The 26,091-nt window shown below is 72.4% G+C and carries 25 protein-coding genes; 11 read left to right on the forward strand and 14 right to left on the reverse strand.

From position 1 onward, the window contains the following. Positions 1-2 precede the first annotated feature (2 nt). From GEV26_RS04220 to GEV26_RS04240, 5 genes are all read right to left on the reverse strand, one after another. The gene (locus GEV26_RS04220; RefSeq protein ID WP_153651903.1) at positions 3-764 is read right to left on the reverse strand and encodes an ABC transporter ATP-binding protein; all 762 of its coding nucleotides are present in this window, start codon (positions 762-764) and stop codon (positions 3-5) included. After that, on the reverse strand, positions 761-973 hold the full coding sequence (locus GEV26_RS04225) for a hypothetical protein (protein WP_153651904.1): 213 nt from the start codon (positions 971-973) through the stop codon (positions 761-763). The genes GEV26_RS04220 and GEV26_RS04225 overlap by 4 nt, the downstream gene beginning before the upstream one ends. 128 nt (positions 974-1,101) lie before the next feature. After that, complete coding sequence (locus tag GEV26_RS04230) at positions 1,102-1,770, reverse strand: response regulator transcription factor (protein ID WP_153651905.1); 669 nt, start codon at positions 1,768-1,770, stop codon at positions 1,102-1,104. Continuing rightward, positions 1,758-2,999 (reverse strand): sensor histidine kinase, encoded by a 1,242-nt coding sequence (locus GEV26_RS04235; RefSeq protein WP_153651906.1) that lies wholly within the window; start codon positions 2,997-2,999, stop codon positions 1,758-1,760. Before GEV26_RS04235 ends, GEV26_RS04230 begins: the two co-directional genes overlap by 13 nt. A gap of 42 nt (positions 3,000-3,041) precedes the next feature. Further along, positions 3,042-3,545: an Lrp/AsnC family transcriptional regulator gene (locus GEV26_RS04240; RefSeq protein WP_153651907.1), complete on the reverse strand. Its 504-nt coding sequence runs from the start codon at positions 3,543-3,545 to the stop codon at positions 3,042-3,044. A gap of 145 nt (positions 3,546-3,690) precedes the next feature. Between GEV26_RS04240 and GEV26_RS04245 the strand changes: the two genes are divergently transcribed. The 4 genes from GEV26_RS04245 to GEV26_RS04260 all read left to right on the forward strand — a co-directional run bounded on the left by GEV26_RS04245 (position 3,691) and on the right by GEV26_RS04260 (position 7,496). After that, positions 3,691-3,999, forward strand: coding sequence for a hypothetical protein (locus tag GEV26_RS04245; protein ID WP_153651908.1), 309 nt, complete (start codon positions 3,691-3,693; stop codon positions 3,997-3,999). Between the two features lie 129 nt (positions 4,000-4,128). Next, positions 4,129-5,037, forward strand: a complete 909-nt coding sequence (locus GEV26_RS04250; RefSeq protein WP_153651909.1) for an ATP-grasp domain-containing protein — start codon at positions 4,129-4,131, stop codon at positions 5,035-5,037. Between the two features lie 3 nt (positions 5,038-5,040). Beyond that, complete coding sequence (locus tag GEV26_RS04255; protein WP_243838920.1) at positions 5,041-6,318, forward strand: glycosyltransferase family 2 protein; 1,278 nt, start codon at positions 5,041-5,043, stop codon at positions 6,316-6,318. Between the two features lie 14 nt (positions 6,319-6,332). Beyond that, a complete protein-coding gene (locus GEV26_RS04260; RefSeq protein WP_208431020.1) occupies positions 6,333-7,496 on the forward strand; it encodes a hypothetical protein in 1,164 nt (387 codons plus the stop codon). On the opposite strand, the gene GEV26_RS04265 is transcribed toward GEV26_RS04260, so the two are convergent. From GEV26_RS04265 to GEV26_RS04295, 7 genes are all read right to left on the reverse strand, one after another. Beyond that, positions 7,493-9,154 carry a sensor histidine kinase gene (locus GEV26_RS04265; RefSeq protein ID WP_153651910.1) on the reverse strand — a complete coding sequence of 554 codons (1,662 nt, stop codon included), beginning with the start codon at positions 9,152-9,154 and terminating at the stop codon, positions 7,493-7,495. The two genes, GEV26_RS04260 and GEV26_RS04265, sit on opposite strands and share 4 nt — an antisense overlap. Then, positions 9,154-10,230, reverse strand: coding sequence for a response regulator (locus GEV26_RS04270; protein WP_153651911.1), 1,077 nt, complete (start codon positions 10,228-10,230; stop codon positions 9,154-9,156). Before GEV26_RS04270 ends, GEV26_RS04265 begins: the two co-directional genes overlap by 1 nt. Positions 10,231-10,320: 90 nt before the next feature. Continuing rightward, positions 10,321-11,397, reverse strand: a complete 1,077-nt coding sequence (locus GEV26_RS04275) for an alkene reductase (RefSeq protein ID WP_153651912.1) — start codon at positions 11,395-11,397, stop codon at positions 10,321-10,323. A 139-nt stretch (positions 11,398-11,536) separates the two neighbouring features. Then, positions 11,537-12,364, reverse strand: coding sequence for an NAD-dependent epimerase/dehydratase family protein (locus GEV26_RS04280; RefSeq protein WP_153651913.1), 828 nt, complete (start codon positions 12,362-12,364; stop codon positions 11,537-11,539). Further along, the gene (locus tag GEV26_RS04285; RefSeq protein ID WP_243838921.1) at positions 12,364-13,131 is read right to left on the reverse strand and encodes an SCO1664 family protein; all 768 of its coding nucleotides are present in this window, start codon (positions 13,129-13,131) and stop codon (positions 12,364-12,366) included. The genes GEV26_RS04280 and GEV26_RS04285 overlap by 1 nt, the downstream gene beginning before the upstream one ends. Then, positions 13,128-13,688, reverse strand: coding sequence for a DUF3090 domain-containing protein (locus GEV26_RS04290; RefSeq protein WP_153651914.1), 561 nt, complete (start codon positions 13,686-13,688; stop codon positions 13,128-13,130). The genes GEV26_RS04285 and GEV26_RS04290 overlap by 4 nt, the downstream gene beginning before the upstream one ends. A 10-nt stretch (positions 13,689-13,698) precedes the next feature. Continuing rightward, positions 13,699-14,394, reverse strand: a complete 696-nt coding sequence (locus GEV26_RS04295; RefSeq protein ID WP_153651915.1) for a histidine phosphatase family protein — start codon at positions 14,392-14,394, stop codon at positions 13,699-13,701. 43 nt (positions 14,395-14,437) lie between these two features. Between GEV26_RS04295 and GEV26_RS04300 the strand changes: the two genes are divergently transcribed. The 4 genes from GEV26_RS04300 to GEV26_RS04315 all read left to right on the forward strand — a co-directional run bounded on the left by GEV26_RS04300 (position 14,438) and on the right by GEV26_RS04315 (position 19,219). Beyond that, positions 14,438-15,259 carry an adenylate/guanylate cyclase domain-containing protein gene (locus GEV26_RS04300; protein WP_208431021.1) on the forward strand — a complete coding sequence of 274 codons (822 nt, stop codon included), beginning with the start codon at positions 14,438-14,440 and terminating at the stop codon, positions 15,257-15,259. A gap of 91 nt (positions 15,260-15,350) precedes the next feature. Further along, positions 15,351-15,788: a Fur family transcriptional regulator gene (locus tag GEV26_RS04305; protein ID WP_153651917.1), complete on the forward strand. Its 438-nt coding sequence runs from the start codon at positions 15,351-15,353 to the stop codon at positions 15,786-15,788. A gap of 60 nt (positions 15,789-15,848) precedes the next feature. Next, positions 15,849-18,116 (forward strand): catalase/peroxidase HPI, encoded by a 2,268-nt coding sequence (gene katG / locus GEV26_RS04310; protein WP_153651918.1) that lies wholly within the window; start codon positions 15,849-15,851, stop codon positions 18,114-18,116. A gap of 140 nt (positions 18,117-18,256) precedes the next feature. Further along, a complete protein-coding gene (locus GEV26_RS04315; protein ID WP_153651919.1) occupies positions 18,257-19,219 on the forward strand; it encodes an NAD(P)H-dependent flavin oxidoreductase in 963 nt (320 codons plus the stop codon). 25 nt (positions 19,220-19,244) lie between these two features. Here GEV26_RS04315 and GEV26_RS04320 read toward each other — a convergent pair whose 3' ends face one another. Both GEV26_RS04320 and GEV26_RS04325 read right to left on the reverse strand, forming a co-directional pair. Further along, on the reverse strand, positions 19,245-20,012 hold the full coding sequence (locus tag GEV26_RS04320) for an enoyl-CoA hydratase-related protein (RefSeq protein ID WP_153651920.1): 768 nt from the start codon (positions 20,010-20,012) through the stop codon (positions 19,245-19,247). Next, positions 20,009-21,670: a PucR family transcriptional regulator gene (locus GEV26_RS04325; protein WP_153651921.1), complete on the reverse strand. Its 1,662-nt coding sequence runs from the start codon at positions 21,668-21,670 to the stop codon at positions 20,009-20,011. Before GEV26_RS04325 ends, GEV26_RS04320 begins: the two co-directional genes overlap by 4 nt. 123 nt (positions 21,671-21,793) lie before the next feature. Between GEV26_RS04325 and GEV26_RS04330 the strand changes: the two genes are divergently transcribed. The 3 genes from GEV26_RS04330 to GEV26_RS04340 all read left to right on the forward strand — a co-directional run bounded on the left by GEV26_RS04330 (position 21,794) and on the right by GEV26_RS04340 (position 26,078). Then, positions 21,794-23,233, forward strand: a complete 1,440-nt coding sequence (locus GEV26_RS04330; protein WP_153651922.1) for an NAD(P)/FAD-dependent oxidoreductase — start codon at positions 21,794-21,796, stop codon at positions 23,231-23,233. A gap of 61 nt (positions 23,234-23,294) precedes the next feature. Next, complete coding sequence (locus GEV26_RS04335) at positions 23,295-24,725, forward strand: aminobutyraldehyde dehydrogenase (protein WP_153651923.1); 1,431 nt, start codon at positions 23,295-23,297, stop codon at positions 24,723-24,725. A 3-nt stretch (positions 24,726-24,728) separates the two neighbouring features. Then, complete coding sequence (locus GEV26_RS04340; RefSeq protein ID WP_153651924.1) at positions 24,729-26,078, forward strand: flavin monoamine oxidase family protein; 1,350 nt, start codon at positions 24,729-24,731, stop codon at positions 26,076-26,078. Positions 26,079-26,091 lie beyond the last annotated feature (13 nt).

Consider the following 26,091-nt stretch of genomic DNA (forward strand, 5'->3'; position numbering starts at 1 on the left):
GCTCAGCCCTCGCTCATCGAGATGAGGCGGTTCGCGAGATCGGCGGCGTCGGGATCGGTCACGGTCTGGACGATGTGGCCGTCAGCCATGACCACGACGGTGTCCGCCTGGGCGGCGACCGCGGGATCGTGCGTGACCATGACGATCGTCTGGCCCAGGTCCTCGGCGACCTCGCGGAACAGGTCGAGCACCCCTCGTGCCGTACGCAGGTCGAGTGCGCCGGTGGGCTCGTCCGCGAAGACCACCGCGGGCTCGGTCACCAGGGCGCGGGCGATGGCCGCCCGCTGCTGCTGGCCGCCCGACAGCTCGGCCGGGCGGTGGTCGAGCCGGCCGCCCAGACCGACCCGGTTGACCAGGGAGGTGACCCACGCCGGGTCCGCCCGGCGGCCGGCGAGCCGCAGCGGGAGGGTGATGTTGTCCGCGACCGACAGCGACGGCACCAGGTTGTAGCCCTGGAACACGAAGCCCACGAGATCGCGCCGCAGCTCGGTGCGGCGGGTCTCGTCGAGGGAGCGCGTGTCGTGGCCACCGATCAGGACCGTGCCCGACGTGGGGACGTCGAGCGCCGCGGCGCAGTGCATCAGCGTCGACTTGCCGGATCCGGAGGGTCCCATGACCGCGAGGAACGATCCGCGCTCGACGGTCAGCGACACGTCGTCCAGTGCCTGCACCCCGCCGTCGTACGTCTTGGAGACGTGGTCGAGCGTGATGACGGCCTCGCGGGTGGCGTCAGCGGTCACGGGGGTCAGCAGCGGGCTGCTCATCTGCGGTCCTTGGTCCAGACCGCGACCAGGCCGACGAGGGCGACCGCCGTGACGGCGCCGATCGCGACCTGGACCACCAGATCGGCCGAGGCTGCGGAGGCGATCACGTTGGCGACGACCGCCAGCACCAGGACGGACCACAGCAGCGTCCGGAGCAGATCGGATCCGCGCGAGGACGGGTTGTGGGGGGAGGGTGAGTGCTCGGTCATGGCGAGCTCCTAGCGGTGGGGAATGGTGGTCTCCACGCTATGAACTCCGGGCGCCGCAGGACATCCTGCGCGCTGCCCAGTCGGTGGTACAGCCTGCACCACCATCTGCACGAGCACCGCCTCGCGGCTCACCCCGCCGGGAGCCGTCCCGGCCCTGCGTCGAGGTAGTGCAGCACCGCCGCGACCCGGCGGTCCGCCCGGTCGTCCGGGGGCAGGTCGAGCTTGGCGAAGATGCTGCGCACGTGCTTGTGGATGGCCCCCTCGGTGACGACGAGGCGCTCGGCGATCGCGGTGTTGCCGAGCCCCTCGGCCATCAGCGCCAGCACCTCGTCCTCGCGCTCGGTGAGCCGGGCCAGCCGGGGGTCGTCGTGCTGGCGGCCCAGCAGCTGGGACACCACGTCGGGATCGAGGGCGGTGCCTCCCGCGGCCACCCGGTGCAGCGCCTCGAGGAACTCCTCGACCCGTCCCACCCGCTCCTTGAGCAGGTAGCCGAGCCCCTCGACGCCGTGCGTCAGCAGATCGGTCGCAAAGGCCTGCTCGACGTACGCCGACAGCACCAGGATGGCCAGATCAGGCTGCCGGCGCTTGGCCTCCACCGCGGCGACGATGCCCTCGCTGGTGTGGGTCGGGGGCATGCGGACGTCCACCACGGCGACGTCGGGTCGGTGCTCATCCACGGCGCGCAGGAACTCCTCGGCGTCCCCGGCGGTCGCCACGACGTCGAGGGACTCGGCCCGGAGCAGGCTTGCGAGCCCCTCGCGCAGCAGCGCATCGTCCTCCGCGATCACGATCCGCATGGCAACCTCGCGTGCAGGGTCGTCGGACCGCCGGGCGGGCTGCTGACCTCGAACGTCCCGTCGTGGGCCTCGATGCGTCTGCGGATGCCGCCGAGGCCTGAGCCGGTGCCCTCGGTCGCCCCGCCGTGCCCGTCGTCGGTGACCGTGACGTCCAGGTCACCGGCGATGCTGCGGACCGTCACCGAGGCCCGCTCGGCGCCGCTGTGGCGGGAGATGTTCGTCAGCGCCTCCGCGACCATGAAGTAGGCGCTGGCCTCGACCGAGGCGGGGCACCGGGTCGCGCCGACGTCCACGGTCGTCGGCACGCTCGAGGTGGCCGCGAGTCCCGTGAGCGCGCCGTCCAGCCCGCGGTCGGACAGCACGGGCGGGAGGATGCCGCGGATCGTGGTGCGCAGCTCGCCGAGGGCCCGCTCGATCGCGGTCTGCGCCTGCTCGAGCAGGTCGTCGGCCGCCGGCCGGTCGTCGCCGAGCTGGCGGCGGGCCGCGCCGATCAGGACGTTCGCCGCGACCAGGGGGTTCTGCGTGCCGTCGTGCAGACAGCGCTCGATGCGGCGCAGCTCGGTCGCATGCGCGTCGAGGGCCGCGGCGCGGGTCGCGGTCAGCTCGGCGATGCGCAGCGGGAGATCGGTGCCGGGAGGGGGCGGCAGCAGCGCCCGACCCGGGAGGGACTGGAGGCGGGCGAGCGCGGGCGCGAGCAGGACCGTCAGCAGGCCCCAGCCGAGTGCCGACAGCGCGACCAGCAGGGCCTCGGCCCACGAGTCGACGACCCAGAACCACAGCGCGGCGCTGGCCTCGCCCTCGGGCGCCAGCCACCACCAGAGGGGGAACGTGAGGTCTCGCACCGTGAACAGCGGCAGGGCCACGCCGACGAAGCCGATCAGCAAGCCCCACGTGGCATGGACCGTGAGCCACGCGATGTCGCGCCGCACGGTCGGATCGGCGAGCGCCGCCCGGAGCCCCGACGGCAGCGCCGCGGGTCCCGGGACCGCCGTGCCCCACCGTGCGAGCCGGGTCCGCTCGCGGTCGGCGATCCAGCGCACCGCACGCAGCGCAGCCGGTGCGAGCAGGAGACCGACGCCGACGACCGACAGGAGCGCGACGAGCACGAGGAGCACCAGCACGCCGAGCGCGAGGAGGGAGGTGCCGAGGCCGCTGCCGAGCTCGGCGACGTACCGCAGGATCTCGCGGGATCGCCCGAGCCACGATCGGCGGTCCGACGTCGTCCCCATGGGCACCAATCTACCGGCGCCGGCTCGACCGAGGGGCCGATCTCACGAGGGGAGCGGGGTGGACCGGCCCCATCCGCTGCCCTCGGTGATGTGGTCGAGGAGCGGCTGCAGGCGGTAGGGGACGGGGGTGCCGACCGAGAACGTCGAGGTCGTCTTGCGCACGCCCTCGATCTCCACGATCGACGCGGTGAGGGGCTGCAGCGCCTCGAGCGACGCGATGGCCACGTGCACGAGCAGGTCCTCGCGGCCGGCCTGGAGCTTGACCTCGATGACCTCCGGGAGTGCCCCGAGCCCCTGCACGACCTCGGCCATGCGCCGCTGGTCCAGCTCGAGGCTGATCAGTGCCTGGACCGGCATGCCCACCGCGCCGAGGTCGATGATGGGTCGGAACCCCCGGAGGATCCCGACGTCCTCGAGCCGCCGGATGCGCTGCTGGATCGTGTTGCGGCTGACCCCGAGGTCGGCCGCGAGCTCGGCGATCCCGACGCGGGCGTTGGCGGTGAGCCGGCCGAGGATCTCGGCGTCGAGCCGGTCGATGCTTGTCATGGTGGCACCCTTCATGTCGACCCGAGGACGATCTGCTTGGCAGTCTGCCACGTTGCGGCTCATCTTGTTGACCGTCATGATCAGCCTCGCGAGGATGGTCACATCAGGACGTCAGTGACACGGGGACAGGGTGGCAGGAATGGCGATGAACCAGCAGGTGCGACCGAGGCCGGCCGAGGCCGGTCCGCGCGCCTACGTCGTGACGGTGTCGGTGACCGCGAACGACCACGGGGCCGACCTGCTCACGATCGCGTCGGTCCTGCACCGCCGCGGCGTGCAGGTCGTCGAGGCCGATCTCGCGCGTCCCGTCGACGGGTGCCGGGTCTTCAGCGCGACGATCGTCTCGGACCCCGCCCGAGCATGGACGGTCCTGCGGACGCTCGAGAACCGGGTCGACGTCCTCGGCGCCGATCTGTTCGAGGCACTCGACACCCGGGTGCGGCTCGCGTCCTGACCCCTGACCTGTGCAGGTCAGCTGGTCGGTCGTGCCTCCCCGGTCAGCAGCTCGGTGCTCGTGCGGGCGCCCCGGCTCGTCAACATCGTCGTCCGGGCGCGGCCCGGCCCGCGTGCCTAGACTGAATGGATGAGTGCAGCCTCCGAGCGCACGACCATGCTCGTCACCGGCGCGGCCGGACCGGCGGGGCGGGCACTGGGCGTCCAGGCGCTGGAGCAGGCCGACAGGGGTGCGGGCCCGCGCCTGGTGGGCGTAGACCTCGCGCCGACCGACGTCCCGGGGTACGACACGGTCCTGCCGGTGGTGGGCGCGCTCGACCCGGCGTACGACCAGGACATGCGCGACCTGGTGGCGCGGCTGCGTCCCGACCTCGTCGTCCCCACCGTCGCCGAGGAGCTGCCCCGGCTCGCGGTCCTCGGCCTGGCGACGGGGATGGGCGCGGCGCTGGTGCTCTCGGCGCCGGGCCCGGTCGCCGTCGCCGCCGACAAGCTGCTCACCATGTGGGCGCTGGCCGAGCGCGGCGTCGCGGTGCCGCCGCACGCCACGGTGGCGGAGGTGGGCTCGGCGGCCGACGCCGTGTCCTGGGGCGGCGGGCTCGTCGTGGTGAAGCCGCGGGTGAGCCGCGGTGGTCGCGGCGTGCACGTCGTCGAGGACGGGGGCGACCCGGTGTGGGACTCGCTCGACGCGACGTGGCTGGTCCAGGGCTACGCGCCGGGCGTCGAGTACAGCCCCCAGGTCTACCGCTCGCCGCACACCGGCAGGTGCCGGGTCGTGGTGCTGCGCAAGACCGAGCTCAAGCAGGGCCGGGTGGGCAACGCCGCGGCGGTCGAGCGCCTGCCCGACGGCGCCGAGCCCGACGTGGCCGCGCTGGCCCTGCGCACGGTGGAGGCGCTGGACCTGGTGGGTCCGGTCGACATGGACGTGCGGAGGGCGGGCGACGGGACCCCCGTGGTGCTCGAGGTCAACAGCAGGTTCGGCGCGCTGTCCGCCCACGCCCCCGAGGTCCTCGAGGACGTGCTCGTCGAGTGGTCGGGCTGATCCGTGATCGCCTTCGTGGCGGCGCTGGTCCTCGTGCTGCTCGTGCCGCTCGCCGCCGCCGGGATCGTACGTTTCGGGATGGTGCCGTTCGCCCTCGTCTTCGAGGTCCGCGCCCGGCGCAGCGGCCCCGGGCCGGCCGGCTACGGCCCGATGTTCACCGAGGCGCCGCGACTGAGCGTGGTGGTGCCGGCCTTCGAGGAGGCGCGCGTCATCGACCAGTGCGTACGCTCCATCGCCCGCAGCGACTATCCCCACCTGGAGATCGTGTGCGTCGACGACGGCTCCACCGACGACACCTTCGCGCGGATGCAGCAGCTGGCCGCCGCCCACCCGGGCGTCGTGCGGGCGCTGCGGCAGGCCAACGCAGGCAAGGGCGCTGCCCTCAACACCGGGATCGCTGCGGCCGCCGGTGAGGTTCTCGTGCTCGTCGACGCCGACGGTGTCTTCCGCCCCGACACCCTGACGATGCTGGTGCGCGGCTTTCGCAGCCCGCGCATCGGCGCGGTGTGCGGCAACGACAGACCGGTGAACCTCGACCGGACGCTCACCCGCCTCCTGTCCGTCATCAGCCACGTCGGCACCGGGCTGATGCGTCGCGGCCTCGACGTGCTCGGCTGTCTGCCGGTCGTGTCCGGCAACATCGGCGCCTATCGTCGCGACGTGCTCGACCGGGTGGGGCCGCTGCGCACGGACACGCTGGGGGAGGACCTGGAGCTGACCTGGCGGGTCCACCGGGCGGGCTTCCAGGTGGCGTTCGCGCCGCAGGCCCTGGTGTACGCCGAGTCGCCCTCCACCCTGCGAGGTCTGTGGCGGCAGCGGGTGCGCTGGGCGCGGGGGTTGCTGCAGGCCACCGAGATGCACTGGCCGATGGTGGGCAACCCCCGCTATGGCGCCTTCGGCGTCTACCTGCTGTTCAACATGGTCACCCAGGTCATCGCGCCCTTCCTGCAGCTGTCGGCGGCGGTGGGCGTGGGCTGGCTCATCGCCGTGGACGGCACCGACTGGCTGCCACGGACGTGGTGGGCGTGGGTGCTGCTGCTGGGGGTGCCGGCGTCGCTGGCGCTGCTGGCGCTCGCGCTGGCGCTCGACCGGGCCGTCGACGACCTGCGCCACCTCTGGACGGTCCCGCTGTGGCCGTTGTACTCAACCATGATGACCTTCGTCGTGCTGGACGCCGTGAGGCTCGAGCTCGGGAACGCGGAGAACCGATGGAACAAACTGGAGCGGACCGGAACGGTCTCGGTGCGGGGACTGAGCGACGACGATGGCCGTGGCTCCTGATCGTCGTGGGCATCGTGACGACCTCGTTGGTCGCCGCCCTGGCGATCTCGCGGCCGTGGGAGTCTGGCGGCACCACCTCGGCTTCGGGTGAGGACGCCGCGGTGGTGCCCCCGATGCGCCCCTCCCAGCTCCCCGACGAGACCCGGTCGGTCAGCGTCGACTTCGCGACCGTCGTCGACCCGGACACCGACTGGTCGCAGGTCGCTGTCCGGCTCGACGAGGCGGGCGCGAACGCGGTCGAGCTCAACGCCGGGCGGATCGAGTTCACCGCCTTCGACTGGGAGGCCCACCCCGCGGCGGCCGCAGAGCCCGGCACCGACCACCTGGCCCGGGCGGCCCGGGCCCTCCACCGGGCGGCGGACGGGTCGAACCGGCAGGTCGGCCTGGTCGTCGACACCATGGCACCGAGCTGGCTGGCGGACCACCCGAGCGCCGCCGGGGTCTCCGTCGACGGACGGCGGTCGGTCTACCAGGCCTCGGCCAGCCAGCTCGTCGACGGCGAGGTCGGCCGACGCCTGGTCGACTACGTCGGCGCGCTGTGCGAGCGCTACGACCCCGCCCAGATCTCGATCACCGAGCTCTTCCTCAGCGATTACACGTTCGGCAGCGACGACCGGCGACTCTTCGAGCGGATGACCGGCCGCAGCGGCTGGCCGCGCACCAGCGACGGGTCGATCAACGAGGGCGCGTCCAGCATCAAGGCGTGGCGCGCGGCAGTGATCGCCGACCTGCTCGAGCGGATGCGGAAGCGGATGGACGCCACCCGGGACGGTGCGGGGTCGCGGATCGGCCTCGCGATGGACGTACGGATCGACTGGAAGCACCCGGCCCGCGGCAACCTGCTCAGCGGCCACAACTACGCCGTCCTGCTCGGCCAGGTCGAGCGCCTGATCCTGTGGGCCTATCTCTACCGCACCCGCCGCCCGAAGGACCTCGACCGGGTGCTCGACCGGCTGGACCAGACCGGGGTCGACATGTCGCGGCTGACGGTGTCGGTCGGGCTCTGGGAGCGACCGCCCGGCACGCGGGTCGGGCCGATCGGCACGTCGCGGTTCCTCGCCGCGCTGCGGGCCGCGGAGAGCCATGGGATCACCTCGGTCAACGTGACGCCGCTGTCGCTGATGTCGGATCCCTACTGGAAGGCGCTCGCCTCGGTGTGGAACCCCGACGGCACCTAGCCCTGGTGGTCGCCGGGGGCTGCCGCGTCGGGCAGCCGGACGACGACCTCCGTGCCGCGTCCGGGCTCGCTGTCGATCGTGAGCGTGCCGCGGTGCTCCGACACGAGCGCCTGGACGAGCGTGAGGCCGAGCCCGACGCCCGCGATCCGGCGACGGCGGCTCTCGCGCGAGCGGTAGAAGGGCTCGGTGATGCGGCGCAGCTCGTCGGGTTCGATCCCCGTGCCGTCGTCGGCGACCCGGATCCGTGCGCCGCGGCCGCCGTCGGGCGCGGGCTCGGCCACCACCTCGACGCGGACCTGCCCGCCGGCGTGGCTGAACTTGACGGCGTTCGTGAGGAGGTTGTCGACGACCTGGCCGAGCCGCTGCGGGTCCGAGACGAGCGGCACGCTGTCGTCGCCCGACAGCTCCAGCGTCACGGCGGCGGCGTCCGCGATCGGCCGGACGCTGGCGAGCGCCGCCCGCACCACCTCGACGGCGTCGACCTCCTCGTGGGCCATCCGCTCGCCGGCGGCCAGGCGGGCGCTGAGGAGCAGGTCGTCGACGAGGCCGCGGAGGCGGCGGGTGTTGCGGGCCAGCACCTCGACGTACTCGCGCTGCTCCGTCGTGAGCCCGGCGGGATCGAGCCGCAGCAGGTCGACGTAGCCGAGGATCGAGACCAACGGCGTGCGCAGCTCGTGGGTGACCAGGCCGATGAACTGCTCCTGCCGCTCCTCCTCCTCCTCGCGTGCGGTCACGTCGGTCGCGACGACGAGATAGCCCTCCGGCTCCGGCGAGGCCGGGCCCGGCCCCGACGCAGGCTCCGCCGCATTGCCCGGTCGGGGCGTCACGACGTACTCCACGACGCGCGCGGATCCGCCGATCGACCGTCGCCACTGCGAGACGTGGGAGCCGCCGTCGGCCGCCGCCCCGACGAGCCCGGCCAGCGATGCGCCGTCCTCGCCCATCAGCCGGGTCAGCTCGGTGCCCACCAGGCGGTCGGCGGGAGCCTCGAAGAGCCGCTCGGCACCACTGCTCGCCGCCACCAGGCGGCCGGTCGCGTCGGTCGCCATGATCGCCTGCTCGGACGCGGCGGACATGATGCTGCGCATCAGGTCCTCGGCCGCCGCCAGGCTGCGCTCGTGCCGGCGGACGATGGAGATCATCGCGTGGCTGTGGACCATCAGGGCGCAGATCATCAGCGCGGTGACCGCGCCGTGCAGCACGGGGTAGAACCGGTCGTCGGTGAGGAACACCGGGGCGAAGCAGGCGAGGGTGACGGCGAGGAGTCCCGCGAGGAGCGAAAGGAGGCCGGGGACCAGCGCGAGAGCGATGCCGGGGATGAAGAGCAGCACGGCGACCGAGCCGCTTCGGTCCCCGCTGCCGAGGTCGAGCAGGGACACGGCGAGGATCTGGCCGAGGGGGAGCAGCAGCATCCACTCGCCCGGCCAGCGCGCAGGCCGCGCCAGGCTCGCCAGCGCCTGGACCGTGAGGCTCACCGCGACCGCGGCGACGACGAGCGGGCCGCGAGTGGGCAAGGGGATATTGGAGACGATCAGGGCCACCAGGACGACCAGCAGGGTGAACGGCAGGTGGCGCCAGCCCGACGCGTCCGGCGTCGGCCAAGCGTCAGCGACCCGGCGGGTCAGCTCGCGCACCCGCGTGCCGCCCACCGTGGGCATCAGCCGACGCCACCATGGGCGGTGTCGGACGCGGAGTCGTCCACGGCGTGCGTCGCCCGCACGGTGGTCGTGGCGCGCACCGTCTGGGTCACCCGGACGGTCTCGAGCGGCTCCGCCGACAGGGCTCTGCTGAAGCGGGCCCAGTAGCGCGCGGTCGCGCGGACCACGTCGGGCTGGATGTAGTCGCGATGCCTCTGGGAGACGAAGGCGGCGAGCATCTCGAGCTTGGCGTCGATGAAACCGTCGACGGTGACGAAGCGGTTGGGTCGGAAGTCGACGGTGGACGACGGGCTCTGGAAGCACCACAGGTCGGCCACCGACCGCGCGCCGACCTCCACGGCGTCGTGCACAGCGCGGTGGTCCTGGTGGCGGTCGTGGATGCCGTGGGTGTAGATGCGGTCGGGGTCGACCTCCGCGACGGCCTGCTCGACGGCCCGGATCAGGCCGTCCGCGGGTGACATCCGGGTGTCGGCGAAGTCCAGGTGGATCAGCCGGGCACCGATCACGGCGGCCGCGTGCATCGCCTCCTGGTGGCGGACGTCGGTGCTCCCGCCGACCGCGCCGCCGGACAGGATGAGCGTGGTGAGCTCGTCGCCCGCCGCCGCGTGGGCCGCGAGGGTCGCACCCACCCCGAGCTCGACGTCGTCGGGGTGGGCACCGATCGCCAGCACCCGCAGCCGGGACGGGGCCTGGCGGCTGCGGGCCAGCTGCGCCAGGTCGCGGACACGCCTGACCAGGTCCTCGGCCCCGATCGGCTTGGCGACGAAGTCATCGGCGTCCTCGCGGAGCGCCTCGACAGCGTGGTCGAAGGTCGGATAGGCGGTGAGGATCAGGATCGCGACGCTCGGGTTGATCGCGCGGAGCTCCGGCAGCGCCTGCAACCCCGAGCGGCCCGGGAGCCGGATGTCGGCCACGAGCACGTCGTAGCCGTGCCGGCGCATCGCCGCGACGGCCTCGTCGGCGGTGCCCGCCAGGTCGACCTCCATCCCGCCGAGTCGCTGGAGGCTGGCGCGCATGAAGTTGGCCGCGTCGCGGTCGTCCTCGAGCACGAGCACCCGGATCGCTGCCTCGGCCATGGTTCCCCCTCGCGGACGACCTGGTTCCACCTTACGCCGAGTCCAGAGGCATCCGAGGCGACGACGTAGCGGCAGCGTGCGCCGCGCGACCTAGGCCTGGTCGAGGGTGGGGTAGTCGGTGTAGCCCTCGGCGCCGCCGCCGTAGAACGTGTCGGGGTTCGGCTCGTTGAGCTCCGCACCGGTGCGCCAACGGGTCACCAGGTCGGGGTTCGCGAGGAACGGCCGGCCGACCGCGACGAGATCGGCCAGTCCGCCGCCGACGATCTGCTCGACCTGCTCGAGGTCGGTGACCTCGGCGAAGCCCGTGTTGGCGATGAACGTCCCACCGAAGCGGCTGCGCAGGTCCTGCGTGAGCTCGGCGGTCGGGGCGGCGAGCACGCTGAGGTACGCCAGCCCCATGGGCGCGAGCCTGTCGACCAGGTGGGTGTACGTCGCCCGGACGTCGGCCGCGTCCTCCTCGACGGCGCCCTGGATGTTGTGGGCGGGGGAGATGCGGATGCCCACCCGGTCGGCGCCGATCGCGTCGGCGACGGCAGCGGTGACCTCGAGCGTCAGGCGGGCGCGGTTGACGGGGGACCCGCCGTACTGGTCGGTGCGCTCGTTCGTGGACGGCGCGAGGAACTGGTGCAGCAGGTAGCCGTTGGCGGAGTGGATCTCGACGCCGTCGAGCCCGGCCTCGATCGCGCAGCGGGCCGCGTGGACGAACTCCTCCACGATGCCCGGGATCTCGTCGGTTCCCAGCGCGCGGGGGACCACGTGGTCGACCGATCCGTGCGCGGTGACCATCGAGCCGGGGGCGGGGATCGCGCTCGGCGCGACGGTCTCGCGGCCCGCCTTGTTGTCGGGGTGGGCGATGCGCCCCACGTGCATGAGCTGCACGACGATGCGACCGCCGCGCTCGTGGACCGCGTCGGCGACCGCGCGCCAGCCCTCGACCTGCTCGGGGGTGTGGATGCCGGGCGTGTCGAGATAGCCCTGGCCGACCGCGCTCGGCTGCGTGCCCTCGCTGATGATCAGGCCGGCGCCCGCGCGCTGGGCGTAGTAGGTCACCGCGATGTCACGCGGAACCTGGTGCTCGCCCGCGCGGTTGCGGGTGAGCGGCGCCATCACGAAGCGCTGCGGGAGGTCCCAGGTGCCGACCTTGATGGGCTCGAAGACGTCAGTCATGCGTGTTCCTCACAGTTGCGAAGGACGCCGCCGATGGACGCGCGCCTCTACGGGTCAACGCCGGGCACAGGGGCGCATTCCGCCTGCGGTCTGTGGGAAACCAGACACGATCTCAGGATGCGAGGGCACCCCGTCCGTGTCAGGAGCCGTAGCCCTCGCGATAGGTGGGACACGTGGGGACCCAGCCGGTCGCCCGGAGGCGGGCGTTGGACAGCCGCCGGCCGTGGGCCTGCGCCGGATCGGTCACCGGTGGTGCGGGGACGTCCAGGCCGCGGGCGAGGTGGGCGGCCACGTCGCCCAGCAGGGCCGGCTCGTCGTCGGTGCCGAGGTAGAGCGGGCCGGGCGTCTCGTCGAGCGTGAGCAGGTGCACCGCGGCAGCGGCCGCGTCGTCGCGGTGGATGCGGTTGGTCCAGCGGTTCGGATCGGTGACCTCGCCTGCCCGTACCTGTTGGAGGAGCCGTGGCTCGCCGTGGCCGTAGAGGCCCGAGAGCCGCAGGACGGTGCCGCCCGGCACCCGTCGGGCGAAGAGCCGCTCGGCCTCGAGCAGCATCTCGGCCGGACCGTCCGACGGCAGCGGTGTCGTGGTCTCGTCGAGCGGCTCCGCGGACGTCGCGTCGCCGTAGACCCCCGTGGAGGAGATCAGCACGGCCCGCCGGGGCACCTGGCCGGCCGCGTCGATCGCGTCGAGGGCGCGCCCCATCCCGTCGACGTACGTCGCGCGGTAGGCCTCCTCGGTGCGCGGGCGTGCCGTCAACGTCACCACCAGGAGGTCCAGCGCGAGCGGTGGCAGGTGGGGGACGTCGCGGGTCAGATCGGCGGCGACCCCGTGAAGGGGAGGGGGGACCAGCTCGGCACGTCGCCGGATCGCGACCACGTCGTGCCCGCGCGCAGCGAGCCGAAGGCCGATGTCGGCGCCCAGGTCGCCGCAGCCGACCAGCAGGACGTCAGGCAGGTTGTCCCCGGCCATCAGAACGGGGGCCAGGGGATCGCCGGCATCTCGCCTCGCGGCGACGGGAAGCGCCGGGTGCGCAGCAGGCGCTCGCAGCGACCGATGAGGGACGCGACCTCGAAGGGCTGGACCAGCGGCGCGAGAGCCGAGGCCAGGTCTCCGTCGAGCGCCTGACGTACGCGCTCGACCCCGTCGAGCTCGTACGCGGAGAGCTCCTCGTCGATCCACCCCCAGAGGACGGTGCGCAGCTTGTTCTCGGCATGGAAGGTCAGTCCGTGGTCGATCCCGTACCGGTGGCCGTCGGGCATCGCCAGGACGTGTCCGCCCTTGCGGTCGGCGTTGTTGACGACGATGTCGAACACCGCCATGCGGCGAAGGCCGGGGGAGTCCTCGTGGATCAGGGACACCGGGCGGTCGTGGCCGTCGTAGCCGTCGAACACGTGGCGCCAACCCTGCTCCGGCACCTGGTCGCTCGGCACCAGGTCCACCGCGGCCTGATCGGGGTCGACGTCCTGCCAGAGCTGGACCATCCCGCGGCCGAGGGGTCCCTCGCGCAGCCACGTACGCGGCACGATGTCCCAGCCCAGCACCTCCGAGACGAGGTAGGCCGCGAGCTCGCGGTGGGCCAGGCAGCCGTCGGGGAAGTCCCAGAGCGGTCGTTCGCCCGAGACCGGCTTGTAGACGACGGCGACGTCGCCGATCTGGCCGACGAACGTCGCATTGGACGCCGGCATGACGCGGCCCGTGATCTCCAGGTCGCCGTCGAGGTCGAGGCCGGTCGTCACCGGAACCCTTCGGGCAGCTCGCAGACGTGCTCCTCGGAGTCCATCGGCAGGCTGCAGAGCGGGCAGATCGGGCGACCCGCGCCGACGACCTCGCGCGTCCGCTTGGAGAACGCGCGGGCGCTGCCCACCGGGATGCGGACGACCAGCACCTCCTCGGGCTCCACCTCGGCCAGGTCGATGGTCTCGAGCTCCTCGGCGTCGACGACGAGGATCGGGAACGCCTCGATCACGATCTGGGCGGTGGTCGGGTCCCAGCCGAGGCTCATGGCGCCCGCCCGGAACTCCTCCTCGACGGGCTGCTCGAGCGGGTCGTTGTCGACGAGGGCGGCGGGGGTGAGCGCCGGGACGCTGAACGGATTGCCGTCCTCGGCCATCAGCCCGTCGAGGACCTCCTCGATCTTCTCGGCGAGGGCAGCGGCCTGCTCCTTCTCGATGCCGACGCTGACGACCCGCTTGCCCGCGCGGGCCTGGAGGAAGAACGTCCGGGCGCCGGGTTCGCCGACGGTGCCGACGACGAAACGGTCCGGCCAGTCGAATCCGTGGACGAGGGGTGGCATGCGGTCCATGTTAGGCGGGCCCACCCGGGCCCGCCCCGCCACCGACCTGGGCGTCCTCCGCGGGGGGAGCCGCTCGCAGCCAGGACAGGTCGCCCGCGTCGGTGTTCGTCGCCACGACGTCGGGACGCGCGGCGCCGTAGCGCACGATCGAGACCGACGCGGGGTTGACGTTGATGCGCTGGAACAGGTCCAGGTGCATGCCCAGGGCGTCCGCGAGGATCGCCTTGATGATGTCGCCGTGGCTGACCGCGGCCCAGACCGCGCCGGGTCCGTGCTCGGCCTCGAACGCCGCGTCGTGCCGCCTGATCGCGGCGACCGACCGTGCCTGCATCGCCGGCAGCGACTCCCCGCCGGGGAAGACCGCAGCGGACGGCTGGCCCTGCACGACCTTCCAGAGATCCTCCTTGGCCAGGTCCTTGAGCGCGCGGCCCTGCCACTCGCCGTAGTCGCACTCGGTGATGCCCTTGTCGACCGAGGTGACGGGGGAGCCGTCCTGGTGCTGCAGGATTGCGCGGGCGGTCTGTCGACACCGCTCGAGCGGGCTCGTGACGACGCCGACCAGCGGGACGACGGCCAGACGCTCACCCGTGCGGGCGGCCTGCGTGCGACCGGTCTCGTCGAGCCGGACCCCGGCCGTCCGGCCGGCGAGGACGCCACTCGCATTGGCGGTGGTGCGTCCGTGCCGGACGAGGATGACGGTGGCCATGCGGCTGATCGTAGACGGCCCACGAAGCCGCTACGGTGGTGCCGTGTCAGCCCTCGAGGTCGTCCTGGCCGTGTCGACCGGTGCGCTCGCGGTGGCACTCGCCGTGACCGTGGTGCGTCTGCGAGCCGTCCGCCGTCAGGTCGCGAGGCTGCAGGAGGAGGGTCCGCGACCGACCCGGCAGCGGCGGGTGCCCACGGCCACCCAGGCCGTACGCACCGTCGTCGGTACGGCGCTGAAGGTGCGGGACCACGGCCTCGGCGGGGTCATCCGCAGCTCGGTCGACGATCTCGCGCTGTGGGCCGACGTCGAGCGTCCCGACCTTGCCGGCCTCGCCGGGGCCGACGGCACGCTGACGATCCTGTTCTCCGACATCGAGGACTCCACTGCGCTCAACCACGAGCTCGGCGACCGCGGGTGGGTCCGGTTGCTCTCGCGGCACGACCGTCTCGTGCAACGGGCGGTCGACGCGCACGGCGGGCACGTGGTCAAGACGCAGGGGGACGGCTTCATGGTCGCGTTCGCGGAGGCAGCCGAGGCCGTCGCCGCCGCGTGCATGATCCAGCGCGATCTCTCCCGGCTCCGGTCCCGCTCGAAGTTGTACGGGGTGAGGGTCCGCATCGGCGCGCACCGCGGCTCCGCGGTGCACCGCGACAACGATCTGTTCGGCCGCAACGTCGCCCTCGCGGCGCGCGTCGCCTCGCAGGCGGACGGCGCGGAGGTGCTCGTCAGCGACGCCGTGCTCAGGGCCGTCGGGGAGGCCGCCCTACCGGTCCTGGACAGCCGGGAGGTCGAGCTCAAGGGCGTACCGGGGACCCACCGCCTGCACCGCGTCGACTGGCAGCGCGGTGGATCTGCCACCGTATGACGGCGATTTCCGGCTCATACGGTGGCGTGCGCACCGCGCCCGACGGAATCCCGTTTCTTGACTGACTCAAGAAAACCGGTAGGCTGCAGGCATGAACACGACCGCTGAGATCGAGCGCACCTTGCGCGAGGCCTCGCTGCGCGTGACCCGCCCCCGCGTCGCCGTGCTCGCCGCGGTGCACGAGCATCCCCACGCAGACACCGACTCGATCATCGAGGCCGTGCGTGCGAGCTCGGGTGAGGTGTCGCACCAGGCCGTGTACGACGTGCTGAGGGCGCTGACCGCAGCCGGGCTGGTGCGCCGCATCCAGCCTGCGGGCGCCACCGCGCGCTACGAGTCCCGCATCGGCGACAACCACCACCACATCGTCTGCCGCTCGTGCGGGGCGATCACGGACGTCGACTGCGCAATCGGCGAGGCCCCGTGCCTCGCGCCCTCAGATCATCACGGCTTCGTGATCGACGAGGCGGAGGTCGTGTTCTGGGGCACCTGCCCCGACTGCGCAGCCGTCGCCCTCGTCCCCCAATGACCCAGTGACCCACCAGCACGACCCAGTGACCGCCAGCACCACCCGTTCGGAAGGAATCACATGAACGACAGCCAGACCCCCGAGAGCCCGCAGGGCATCGATCGCAAGGCCGAGGCAGGGTGCCCCGTCATGCCCGACTCCGCAGCCGCGCACGGCAGCGAGAGCGAGAACCCGGCGATCGACTCGCCGACGCCCAAGACCGGCGGACGCCCCCGCACCAACAAGGACTGGTGGCCCAACCAGGTCGACCTGTCGGTGCTGCACGCCCACTCGTCCAAGGCCAACCCGCTCGGACCTGACTTCGTCTACGCCGAGGAGTTCAAGAAGCTCGACCTGGCCGAGCTGCGTCGCGACATCGTCGAGGTGCTCAACACCTCGCAGGACTGGTGGCCGGCCGACTTCGGTCACTACGGCGGCCTGTTCATCCGCATGAGCTGGCACGCGGCCGGCACGTACCGCATCTTCGACGGCCGTGGCGGCGCCGGCGAGGGCAACCAGCGGTTCGCGCCCCTCAACAGCTGGCCCGACAACGCCAACCTCGACAAGGCGCGTCGCCTCCTGTGGCCCGTCAAGCAGAAGCACGGCCAGAAGATCTCCTGGGCCGACCTGCTGGTCTACGCCGGCACCGTCGCGATGGAGGACATGGGCTTCACGACGTTCGGCTTCGGCTTCGGTCGTGAGGACGTCTGGGAGCCCGAGGAGATCATCTGGGGCCCCGAGGACACCTGGCTGGGCGATGAGCGCTACAGCGGCGACCGTGAGCTCGAGGAGGCCCTCGGCTCGGTCCAGATGGGTCTGATCTACGTCAACCCCGAGGGTCCCAACGGCAACCCCGACCCGCTCGCCTCGGCACGCGACATCCGTGCGACGTTCGCCCGCATGGCGATGAACGACGAGGAGACCGTCGCGCTGATCGCCGGCGGACACACGTTCGGCAAGACCCACGGTGCGGGCGACGCCGACCTGGTCGGCCCCGAGCCCGAGGCCGCTCCGCTGGAGGAGCAGGGTCTGGGCTGGAGGAGCGAGTACGGCACCGGCAAGGGCGAGGACGCGATCACGTCCGGACTCGAGGTCACCTGGACCTCGACGCCGACGCGCTGGAGCAACGACTTCTTCAAGTTCCTGTTCAAGTACGACTGGGAGCTCACCAAGAGCCCCGCGGGTGCGTACCAGTGGGTCGCCAAGGACGCCGAGGACATCGTCCCCGGCCCGGCCGCGGACTCGCCGAAGCGCAAGCCCACGATGCTGACCAGCGATCTGGCCCTGCGCTTCGATCCCGAGTACGAGAAGATCTCGCGCCGGTTCCTGGAGAACCCCAACGAGTTCTCGGTCGCGTTCGCCAAGGCCTGGTACAAGCTGCTGCACCGCGACATGGGCCCGATCGACCGCTACCTCGGCCCGTGGGTCCCGGAGCCGCAGCTGTGGCAGGACCCGGTCCCGGCCCCCGAGGGCGAGCTCGTGGGTGACGCGGACGTCGCGTCGCTGAAGGCCAAGGTGCTGGAGTCCGGTCTCTCGGTCTCCGAGCTCATCGCCACCGCATGGGCGTCGGCGGCGACCTTCCGCTCGACCGACAAGCGCGGCGGCGCCAACGGTGCGCGCATCCGTCTCGAGCCGCAGCGCAGCTGGGAGGTCAACCAGCCCGAGCAGCTCGCGAACGTCCTGGCGAAGCTCGAGGGCATCCAGGCCGAGTTCAACAGCGCCGGCGGCGCGCAGATCTCGATGGCCGACCTCATCGTCCTGGCCGGCAACGCCGCAGTCGAGAAGGCTGCGAAGGATGCCGGCGTCGAGATCACGGTGCCGTTCCACCCCGGCCGTGGCGACGCCACGCAGGAGCAGACGGACGTCCACTCGTTCAAGGTCCTCGAGCCCCGGGCCGACGGCTTCCGCAACTACCTGCGTGCGGCCGACAAGTTCTCGCCCGAGACCCAGCTCGTCGAGCGGGCGTACATGCTCGACCTGACGGCTCCGGAGATGACAGTTCTCGTCGGCGGCATGCGTGCCCTCGGCGGCAACGTCGACGGTGCGAAGCACGGCGTCCTCACGGACCGCCCGGGCGTCCTGACCAACGACTTCTTCGTCAACCTGCTCGCGCCCGGCGCGCGCTGGAAGGCCTCGGAGTCGCAGGAGAACGTCTTCGAGATCCGCGACGCCGCGACGGACGAGCTCAAGTGGACGGCCACCGCCGTCGACCTGGTCTTCGGCTCGAACTCGCAGCTGCGTGCCCTCTCGGAGGTCTACGCGTCCGACGACGCCCGCGAGAAGTTCGTCGCGGACTTCGTCGCCGCCTGGACCAAGGTCATGGAGCTGGATCGCTTCGACCTGAAGTAGTCCGGTGAACGACAGGCCCGGCTCCCGACCACGTCGGGGGCCGGGCCTCGTCGTGCCGGGAGGCAGTACCACTAGTGCAACGAGTTGCATATCGCGGCGATCCCTCCTAGGGTCGGGACGAATCGTCCTCAAGGAGACCCATGACCCTCGTCCCCGCCCTCGCCGGCCCGCTCACCCTTCCCGTGGTCGGCTCCCCGCTGTTCATCTGCTCGGGCCCCGAGCTCGTCGGCGCCCAGTGCCGGGCCGGGATCATCGGTGCGTTCCCGGCGCTCAACGCGCGTCCAGCTGCCCTGCTGAGCGACTGGATCCAGCAGATCGACGAGGAGAACGCCTCCTTCGCGGCGGCCGACCCCGACGCGTACGTCGGCCCGTTCGCGGTCAACCAGATCGTCCACCGCTCCAACGACCGGCTCGAGCAGGACATGGCGGTCATCGTGGAGCACCAGGTGCCGATCGTGATCACCTCGCTCGGCGCCCGCACGGAGATCAACGACGCGGTCCACTCCTACGGCGGCATCGTGCTGCACGACGTCATCGACGACGAGTTCGCCCGCAAGGCGATCGACAAGGGCGCGGACGGCGTCATCGCGGTGGCTGCGGGAGCCGGCGGGCACGCGGGCACGCAGTCACCGTTCGCGCTGGTGCGCGAGATCCGGTCCTGGTTCGACGGACCGCTGCTGCTGTCGGGTGCCATCTCGCACGGCAGCTCGATCCTCGCGGCGCAGGCCGCTGGCGCCGACCTGGCGTACGTGGGCTCGGCCTTCCTCGCGACGCACGAGGCCAACGCCGCACCGGACTACAAGCAGATGATCGTGGACTCCACCGCGAAGGACATCGTCTACAGCAACCTGTTCACCGGCGTGCACGGCAACTACCTCCGCGGCAGCATCGAGGCCGCCGGGATGGACCCCGACGACCTGGGTGTCTCGGACCCGTCCGCGATGGACTTCAGCTCGCAGGCGGTCGACGGCCCCAAGGCGTGGAGGGACATCTGGGGTGCGGGCCAGGGCATCGGCGCGATCGAGGAGCGCGTCTCGGTGGCCGCGCTGGTGCAGAGCCTGCGCGCCCAGTACGACCAGGCGCGCAAGGACCTCTGCGGCTGACCCCGCGGCGGCCCGGCAGCCGGGCTCAGCGACCGGAGATCGACTCCCGCAGCGCGCGGACGTTCTGGACGAAGGCGGGCCGGGTCGTCGACCAGGCCTGGGCCGTGGTCTCGACGTCGAAGATCGTCTCGTGGTCGGGGGTCTGCTGTGCCTGGCGCAGGGTCGAGACGTAGCGACGCACGAGATCGCCCTCCATGTCGTCGAGGCGCGCCCCCAAAGCGAGAGCCTCGTCGACGAGCGACTCGGGCTCCACGACGCGCGCGACGAGCCCCACGTCGTACGCCCGCTCGGCATCCCACCGCTCACCGAAGAGCACCGCCAGCGTGGCCTGCTGGTGCCCGACCGCGCGCTCCATCAGCCAGGTGTGCCCGCCGCCGGGGTGGATCCGCAGGTGTGCGAACCGGGTGTCGAAGCGGGCCGCGGTCGACGCGATGCGCACGTCGCAGGCCAGGGCGAGGTTGAGCCCGGCACCGACCGCGGGCCCGTTGACGGCAGCGATCGTGGCCAGCGGCGTGCGCAGGATCCGCAGGAAGCCTTCGTAGACCTCGCGGACGTCGTCGAAGTCGCCGGCGGCGGACTGCTCGAGCGTCGCCAGCTCGGCGCCCGCACAGAAGGCGCGGCCGCGGCCCGTCACGACCAGGGTGTTGACCTCGGGCGTCGCCTCCGCCCGGGTCACGTCCTCGTCGATCGAGCACACCATCTCGGAGGTGAGGATGTTGCGGCGGTCGGGGTCGTCGAGGGTCAGCAGCGCGGTGGCGCCGTGGATCGAGAGCGTGGTGGGCCGGGAGGTCATGACGTCACGGTAGTGCCGCGTCGGCCCGGGCCGGGACGGGCCCGCCCGACGCGGAGGTCGTGCACCAGCAGCGCGACGCCCAGCGAGAGCACCGAGTCCGCGTCGTCGAGATCGACCCGCAGGATCGACTCGAGCTTGTGCAGCCGGCCGTACAGGGCCTGACGGCTGATGTGGGTCGCCTGCGCGAGCGCGGCCTTGTTGCCCCGCAGCTCGACGTAGCGCCGCAGCAGGTCGAGCAGTCCGGTGCCGTGCTCGGCCTCGTGTGCAAGGAGCGGGCCGAGCTCGGCCTCCGCGAAGCCCAGCACCCGCTCGTCGTCCCGCAGCTGCGCGACGAGGCCACGCAGCCGGACGTCGGTCGAGCGGAACCAGGCCGCCGAGGACGGCTGCAGCGCCCGCGCGGCCTCCGCGACGTGCACGGTCGCCGGCATGCGGGACGCCGCGACCAGCAGCGTCCCGGCGGCCCGGCCCACGCCGAGGACGGGCACGGTGCCCGGCGTGAGCGCGCCGGCGCGGCTCGCGGTGGCCGTCGCCAGCGCCTCGAGCGCGGCGTCCTCCGTGACTCCCCGGGGCAGCGCGAGGACGATGCCGACCCCCTGGTCGTCCACGCCGCCCGAGATCGCGTCGAGCCGCGCCTCGGCGAGGGCGTCCGAGACCGTCTCGAGCTGGGCGCGGGCGCGGCGCTGACGGGCGATCTGGTCGGGCAGCGCAGCGGGACCGAACAGGGCGACGACCGGCAGATAGCTCGCACCGGCGCGCATGCCGAGGGCAGCGGCGCGGGCCAGCCCGTCCGCCTCGTCCTGCACGCGCCCCTCGACGAGCTCCTGCAGCAGCGACTCCTGCGCCTGGGACTGCAGACGGGTCGCGTCGCGTTCCACGAGACGGGACAGCTGCAGGGCCTGCGCGGCGCGCTGCATCACCATCGCGGTCGTGACCGGGTCGTGCGTCTGCTGGGGTGCCACGATGCGCCCCCACGGCGCGCCCCGCAGACCGACCGGGCAGGTGAGCCACCGCTCGGGTCCGGACGTCCCGGCCTCGTCCAGCACCGGTGCGCGCCGGGAGCGCTCCTCCCAGCCGCGCAGCAGGGCGCCGGACGTCCGCCCGTGGCGGGCCAGGGCCACGACGTGGTGGCCGACGTCCTCCAGCACGACCGGGGCGCCGATCAGCGTGGACGCCTCGGCGAGGATCGTGCTCGCGTCTGCGCTGTCGAGGCTGAGGTTGGTGAAGACCTCGTGGGTGCGCTGGGCGAGCTCGAGACCGTGGTACTGCTCACCGACGATCAGCCGGTGCACGGCCTCGGTGATCGACACGAAGCGCACGGGGGCGTGCAGCGCCACGAGCGGCAGCTCGAGCCGACGTGCCTGGCGCACCAGCGCGGCCGGCAGCTCGGGCAGCCGGGGCCCGAGCTCGACGATGAGACCGCACGCGCTGGCCTCGGCGAGCTGGGTGACGAACCGCTCGGGATCTGCCGTGGGCCCGACGAGCGGCAGGCCCGTGGTCAGCACGACCTCGTGGCCGCCGAGCAGATCGACCATGTCGTCGACCTCGGTCACGTGCACCCAGCGCACGGGCCGGTCGAGCGACTGCTCGCCGGCGAGCACCTCGGGCCGCCCGGCGGTCAGCACGTCCATCGCGAGGATCGTCCGCAGTGTCAGGGGCACGGGGCAACAGTAGTCCGCGAGGCTGACACAGTGTCCACCTCTCGTGCGCGGAACGCGACACCTTGACCATGGCGTCGAGCGCCCTGACGCGGGAGGATGGATCGAACGTCCCCAAGGAGCCCCATGGCCTCGCACCGCACGGTCTTCGAGCGGCAGCGACCGCCCGAGGCCCAGGTCACGGAGTCGCTGCGCGACTCGCGGCACGCCGTGTTCTGGCTCGAGGACGTCGAGACCGTCAACCGTCCCGCGCTCAGCGGCACGATCGACGCCGATCTCACGGTCGTCGGTGGCGGCTACTGCGGGCTGTGGACCGCGGTGCTCGCGAAGCGCCGGGACCCCACGGCCCGGGTCGTGCTGCTCGAGGCCGAGACGATCGGCTGGGCGGCGTCGGGACGCAACGGCGGCTTCGCCGAGGCCAGCCTGACGCACGGCGAGGACAACGGCCGCGCGCGCTGGGCGGCCGAGTACGACACGCTGCACCGGATGGGCCTGGACAACCTCGACGCGATCGAGCGTGACGTCGAGGAGCTCAAGATGGACGTCCAGCTCGAGCGCACCGGCGTCCTGGAGGTCGCGTACGAGCCGCACCAGGTGCGCTGGCTCCAGGAGGCCGGTCACGGGCAGTGGCTGGACCGCGACGCGGTGCGGGCCGAGATCGCGAGCCCGATCTTCGAGGCCGGCCGCTGGGTCAAGGACACGTGCGCGCTGGTGCACCCCGGTCGGCTCGCCCAGGAGCTGGCGCGGGTCGCGACCGATCTCGGGGTCGAGATCTTCGAGCACTCGGCGGTCTCGGGGCTGGGCACAGGGCTGGGCTCGGGGCTGGGCTCTGGGCGCAGCGGCGCGGTCGACGTCCGCACGACCCGCGGCCTCGTGCGCAGCAGACGGGTCGCCCTCGCGACCAACGTGTTCCGGCCGCTGCTTCGCCGGTCGCGCCTGCTGACAGTGCCGGTCTACGACTACGTCCTCATGACCGAGCCGCTGAGCCCGGGGCAGATGGCCGAGATCGGCTGGCAGCACCGCCAGGGCGTCAGCGACCTGGCCAACCAGTTCCACTACTCGCGGCTCACCGCGGACAACCGCATCCTCTACGGCGGCTACGACGCGATCTACCACGCGGGCCGCGGGGTGCGCCCCGAGCACGAGGACCGCGACGCGTCCTATCGCCGGCTCGCCTCGCACCTGCTCACCACGTACCCGCAGCTCGAGGGCCTGCGGTTCAGCCACCGCTGGGCCGGGGCGATCGACACCTCGACCCAGTTCTGCGCGTTCCACGGTCTGGCCCGCCGTGGCCGCGTCGCGTACGCCGCGGGGTTCACCGGCCTCGGCGTCGCCGCCACGCGCTTCGCGGCCGAGGTCATGCTCGACCGGCTGGCCGGGGAGACCACCGCCCGCACCCAGCTGGAGATGGTGCGCAAGAAGCCGCTGCCGTTCCCGCCCGAGCCGTTCACCAAGATCGGCATCGAGGCCACCAAGTGGTCGCTCGACCGGGCCGACCACCGGGAGGGCCGCCGCAACCTGATGCTGCGCACACTGGACCGTCTCGGTCTGGGCTTCGACTCATGACCGCCGCGAGCCGGCCGCCGACCCGTCCCCAGCAGACCGACCCCACGAAGGAACCGACCGCATGAGCGACATCGTCCGCAACTACGTCAACGGCGCACCGGTGGACTCTGCCGCGACCGACTTCATCGAGCTGGTGGACCCCACGACCGGGCTCGCGGACGGCCGGTCGCCCATCTCGACCGCGGCGGAGGTCGACGAGGCGTTCGCGGCCGCGCTGGCCGCCTCCCGCACCTGGAAGCGGACGACGCCCAAGGTCCGCCAGCTCGCCCTGCTGCAGATCGCGGACGCGGTCGAGGCCGCACGGGACGAGCTCGTGGCGCTGCAGGCCCGCGACACGGGGCAGGTCAAGGAGCACATCGCGACGGAGGAGATTGACCAGGGCGTCGACCAGCTCCGGTTCTTCGCCGGCGCGGCCCGGCTGCTGGAGGGCAAGGCCACCGCGGAGTACGTCGAGGGGCTGTCGTCGAGCATCCGGCGCGAGCCGATCGGCGTCGTGGCGCAGGTGACCCCGTGGAACTACCCGTTCGCGATGGCGATCTGGAAGATCGCGCCGGCGCTCGCGGCCGGCAACACGATCGTCCTGAAGCCCAGTGACACGACGCCCCGCTCGACCGTCAGGCTGGCCGAGATCGCGGGCGAGATCCTGCCGCCCGGCGTCCTCAACGTGGTCAACGGCAACGCCGACACGGGCCGGCTCCTGGTTGAGCACCCCGTGCCGGGACTTGTCGCGATCACCGGCTCGGTCCGGGCGGGGATCGAGGTCGCGGTGTCGGCTGCGAGGAACCTCAAGCGCGCGCACCTCGAGCTCGGTGGCAAGGCCCCGGCGGTCGTGTTCGCCGACGCAGATCTCGCGGCAGCGGCCGAGGGCATCGCGGTCGGCGGCTTCTTCAACGCCGGCCAGGACTGCACGGCCGCGACGCGAGTCATCGTGCACGAGAGCGTCCACGAGGAGCTGCTGCGACTGCTGGTCGAGCAGGCACGGGCGGCTCGCCCGGGTGCGCCCGACGACGCGGAGGCGACCTACGGGGCGCTCAACAACGCGGGGCACCTCGCCTCGGTCGAGCGGATGGTCGGCGCGATCGGCGACCACGCCCGCATCGAGACCGGTGGCCGCCGCCTCGACCGCGACGGCTTCTACTTCGAGCCGACCGTGATCTCCGGGGTCCGCCAGGACGACGCGATCGTGCAGCAGGAGGTCTTCGGCCCCGTGCTGACCGTCCAGCCGTTCGCGACGACGCAGCAGGCGACCGAGCTGGCCAACGACGTCCCGTACGGCCTCGCCGCGAGCGTCTGGACCAAGGACCACGGACGGGCCCTGCGCATGACGGCCGATCTCGACTTCGGGTGCGTGTGGGTCAACACCCACATCCCGTTCGTCTCGGAGATGCCGCACGGCGGCTTCGGCGCGTCGGGGCACGGCAAGGACCTGTCGGCGTACGGGCTCGAGGAGTACACCCGGGTCAAGCACGTCATGAGCAACGTGGAGGGCTGAACGATGGCGGACAAGCAGGTCGACGTGCTGGTGGTCGGCGCCGGGGCCACGGGGCTCTCGGCGGCGTACGCGCTGCAGCGCGCAGGTCGGTCGGTGCTGGTGCTGGAGTCGCGCGATCGCGTGGGCGGGCGGCTGTGGACCGACGAGGTCGACGGCGTCGACCTCGAGATCGGCGGGCAGTGGGTCTCGCCGGACCAGGAGGCGCTGCTGGCGATGCTCGACGAGCTGGGTCTGGAGACGTTCGAGCGGCACCGCGAGGGCGAGTCGGTCTACGTCGGGCTCGACGGCGAGCGCCGGACGTTCACAGGCGAGGTGCTGCCCGTCGCCCCGGCCGTCGAGGCCGAGATGAACCGCCTGACCGAGCGGCTCGACGAGCTCTCCGCGCAGATGGACCCCGCCCGGCCGTGGGACATGGCCGGCGCCGCCGAGCTCGACCACGTGACGTTCCGGGCGTGGCTCGACGCGCAGTGCGAGCACGAGGAGGCCCGCGACAACATCGCGATGTTCATCGCGCAGGCCATGCTGACCAAGCCCGTGCACACGTTCTCGGCGCTGCAGGCCGTCCACATGGCTGCCAGCGCGGGCAGCTTCAGCAACCTGGTCGACTCCGAGTTCATCCTCGACCGTCGCGTGATCGGCGGGCTGCAGCAGGTGCCGCTGCAGCTCGCGGCCCGGCTCGGCGACGTGGTGTGCACGGCCCACGACGTCGAGAAGGTGCGCTGGCACGACGGGGGAGTGACCGTGACGTCCGGCGACCTCACGGTCAGCGCCCGCCATCTCGTCCTCGCGATCCCACCGACCGCGGTGACCCGGGTGCGGTTCGAGCCGCCGCTGCCGTCGATCCAGCGCGAGACCCGCCAGCACCAGTCGTTCGGCCAGGTCATCAAGGTGCACGCGACGTACGAGACGCCGTTCTGGCGCGACGCCGGGCTGTCGGGAACCGCCTTCAGCCCCTACCTGACGGTCCACGAGGCGTACGACAACACCAACCACGACGAGGAGCGCGGCACGCTCGTCGGATTCGTCTCGGACGTGCAGGCCGACGCGGTGCTCGCGCTCGACCCGGACCAGCGGCGCGGGATCATCCTGGAGTCGCTGCAGACCTACTTCGGTCCGGGCGCCGGCACACCGCTCACGTACTTCGAGAGCGACTGGACGTCCGAGGAGCTCGGCAGTGGAGCGTACGGCGCGAGCTTCGACCTCGGCGGGATGACCCGGTTCGGCCCCCGGCTGCGCGAGCCTGCCGGGCCCATCCAGATCGGCAGCTCCGACGTCGCAGGCCTGGGCTTCCAGCACGTCGACGGAGCGCTGCGGGTCGGCGCCGAGCTGGCACAGCACATCATCGATTCCTGACCAACGAGAGGCG

The organism is Aeromicrobium yanjiei, from assembly GCF_009649075.1.
Taxonomy (GTDB): Bacteria; Actinomycetota; Actinomycetes; order Propionibacteriales; family Nocardioidaceae; genus Aeromicrobium; species Aeromicrobium yanjiei.

Excerpts from the sequence above, each read along its gene's own strand:
- GEV26_RS04220 (WP_153651903.1), bottom strand. The coding sequence starts at position 764 with ATGAGCAGCCCGCTGCTGACCCCCGTGACCGCTGACGCCACCCGCGAG.
- GEV26_RS04225 (WP_153651904.1), bottom strand. The coding sequence starts at position 973 with ATGACCGAGCACTCACCCTCCCCCCACAACCCGTCCTCGCGCGGATCC.
- GEV26_RS04230 (WP_153651905.1), bottom strand. The coding sequence starts at position 1,770 with ATGCGGATCGTGATCGCGGAGGACGATGCGCTGCTGCGCGAGGGGCTC.
- GEV26_RS04235 (WP_153651906.1), bottom strand. The coding sequence starts at position 2,999 with ATGGGGACGACGTCGGACCGCCGATCGTGGCTCGGGCGATCCCGCGAG.
- GEV26_RS04240 (WP_153651907.1), bottom strand. The coding sequence starts at position 3,545 with ATGACAAGCATCGACCGGCTCGACGCCGAGATCCTCGGCCGGCTCACC.
- GEV26_RS04245 (WP_153651908.1), top strand. The coding sequence starts at position 3,691 with ATGAACCAGCAGGTGCGACCGAGGCCGGCCGAGGCCGGTCCGCGCGCC.
- GEV26_RS04250 (WP_153651909.1), top strand. The coding sequence starts at position 4,129 with ATGAGTGCAGCCTCCGAGCGCACGACCATGCTCGTCACCGGCGCGGCC.
- GEV26_RS04265 (WP_153651910.1), bottom strand. The coding sequence starts at position 9,154 with ATGCCCACGGTGGGCGGCACGCGGGTGCGCGAGCTGACCCGCCGGGTC.
- GEV26_RS04270 (WP_153651911.1), bottom strand. The coding sequence starts at position 10,230 with ATGGCCGAGGCAGCGATCCGGGTGCTCGTGCTCGAGGACGACCGCGAC.
- GEV26_RS04275 (WP_153651912.1), bottom strand. The coding sequence starts at position 11,397 with ATGACTGACGTCTTCGAGCCCATCAAGGTCGGCACCTGGGACCTCCCG.
- GEV26_RS04280 (WP_153651913.1), bottom strand. The coding sequence starts at position 12,364 with ATGGCCGGGGACAACCTGCCTGACGTCCTGCTGGTCGGCTGCGGCGAC.
- GEV26_RS04290 (WP_153651914.1), bottom strand. The coding sequence starts at position 13,688 with ATGCCACCCCTCGTCCACGGATTCGACTGGCCGGACCGTTTCGTCGTC.
- GEV26_RS04295 (WP_153651915.1), bottom strand. The coding sequence starts at position 14,394 with ATGGCCACCGTCATCCTCGTCCGGCACGGACGCACCACCGCCAATGCG.
- GEV26_RS04305 (WP_153651917.1), top strand. The coding sequence starts at position 15,351 with ATGAACACGACCGCTGAGATCGAGCGCACCTTGCGCGAGGCCTCGCTG.
- katG (WP_153651918.1), top strand. The coding sequence starts at position 15,849 with ATGAACGACAGCCAGACCCCCGAGAGCCCGCAGGGCATCGATCGCAAG.
- GEV26_RS04315 (WP_153651919.1), top strand. The coding sequence starts at position 18,257 with ATGACCCTCGTCCCCGCCCTCGCCGGCCCGCTCACCCTTCCCGTGGTC.
- GEV26_RS04320 (WP_153651920.1), bottom strand. The coding sequence starts at position 20,012 with ATGACCTCCCGGCCCACCACGCTCTCGATCCACGGCGCCACCGCGCTG.
- GEV26_RS04330 (WP_153651922.1), top strand. The coding sequence starts at position 21,794 with ATGGCCTCGCACCGCACGGTCTTCGAGCGGCAGCGACCGCCCGAGGCC.
- GEV26_RS04335 (WP_153651923.1), top strand. The coding sequence starts at position 23,295 with ATGAGCGACATCGTCCGCAACTACGTCAACGGCGCACCGGTGGACTCT.
- GEV26_RS04340 (WP_153651924.1), top strand. The coding sequence starts at position 24,729 with ATGGCGGACAAGCAGGTCGACGTGCTGGTGGTCGGCGCCGGGGCCACG.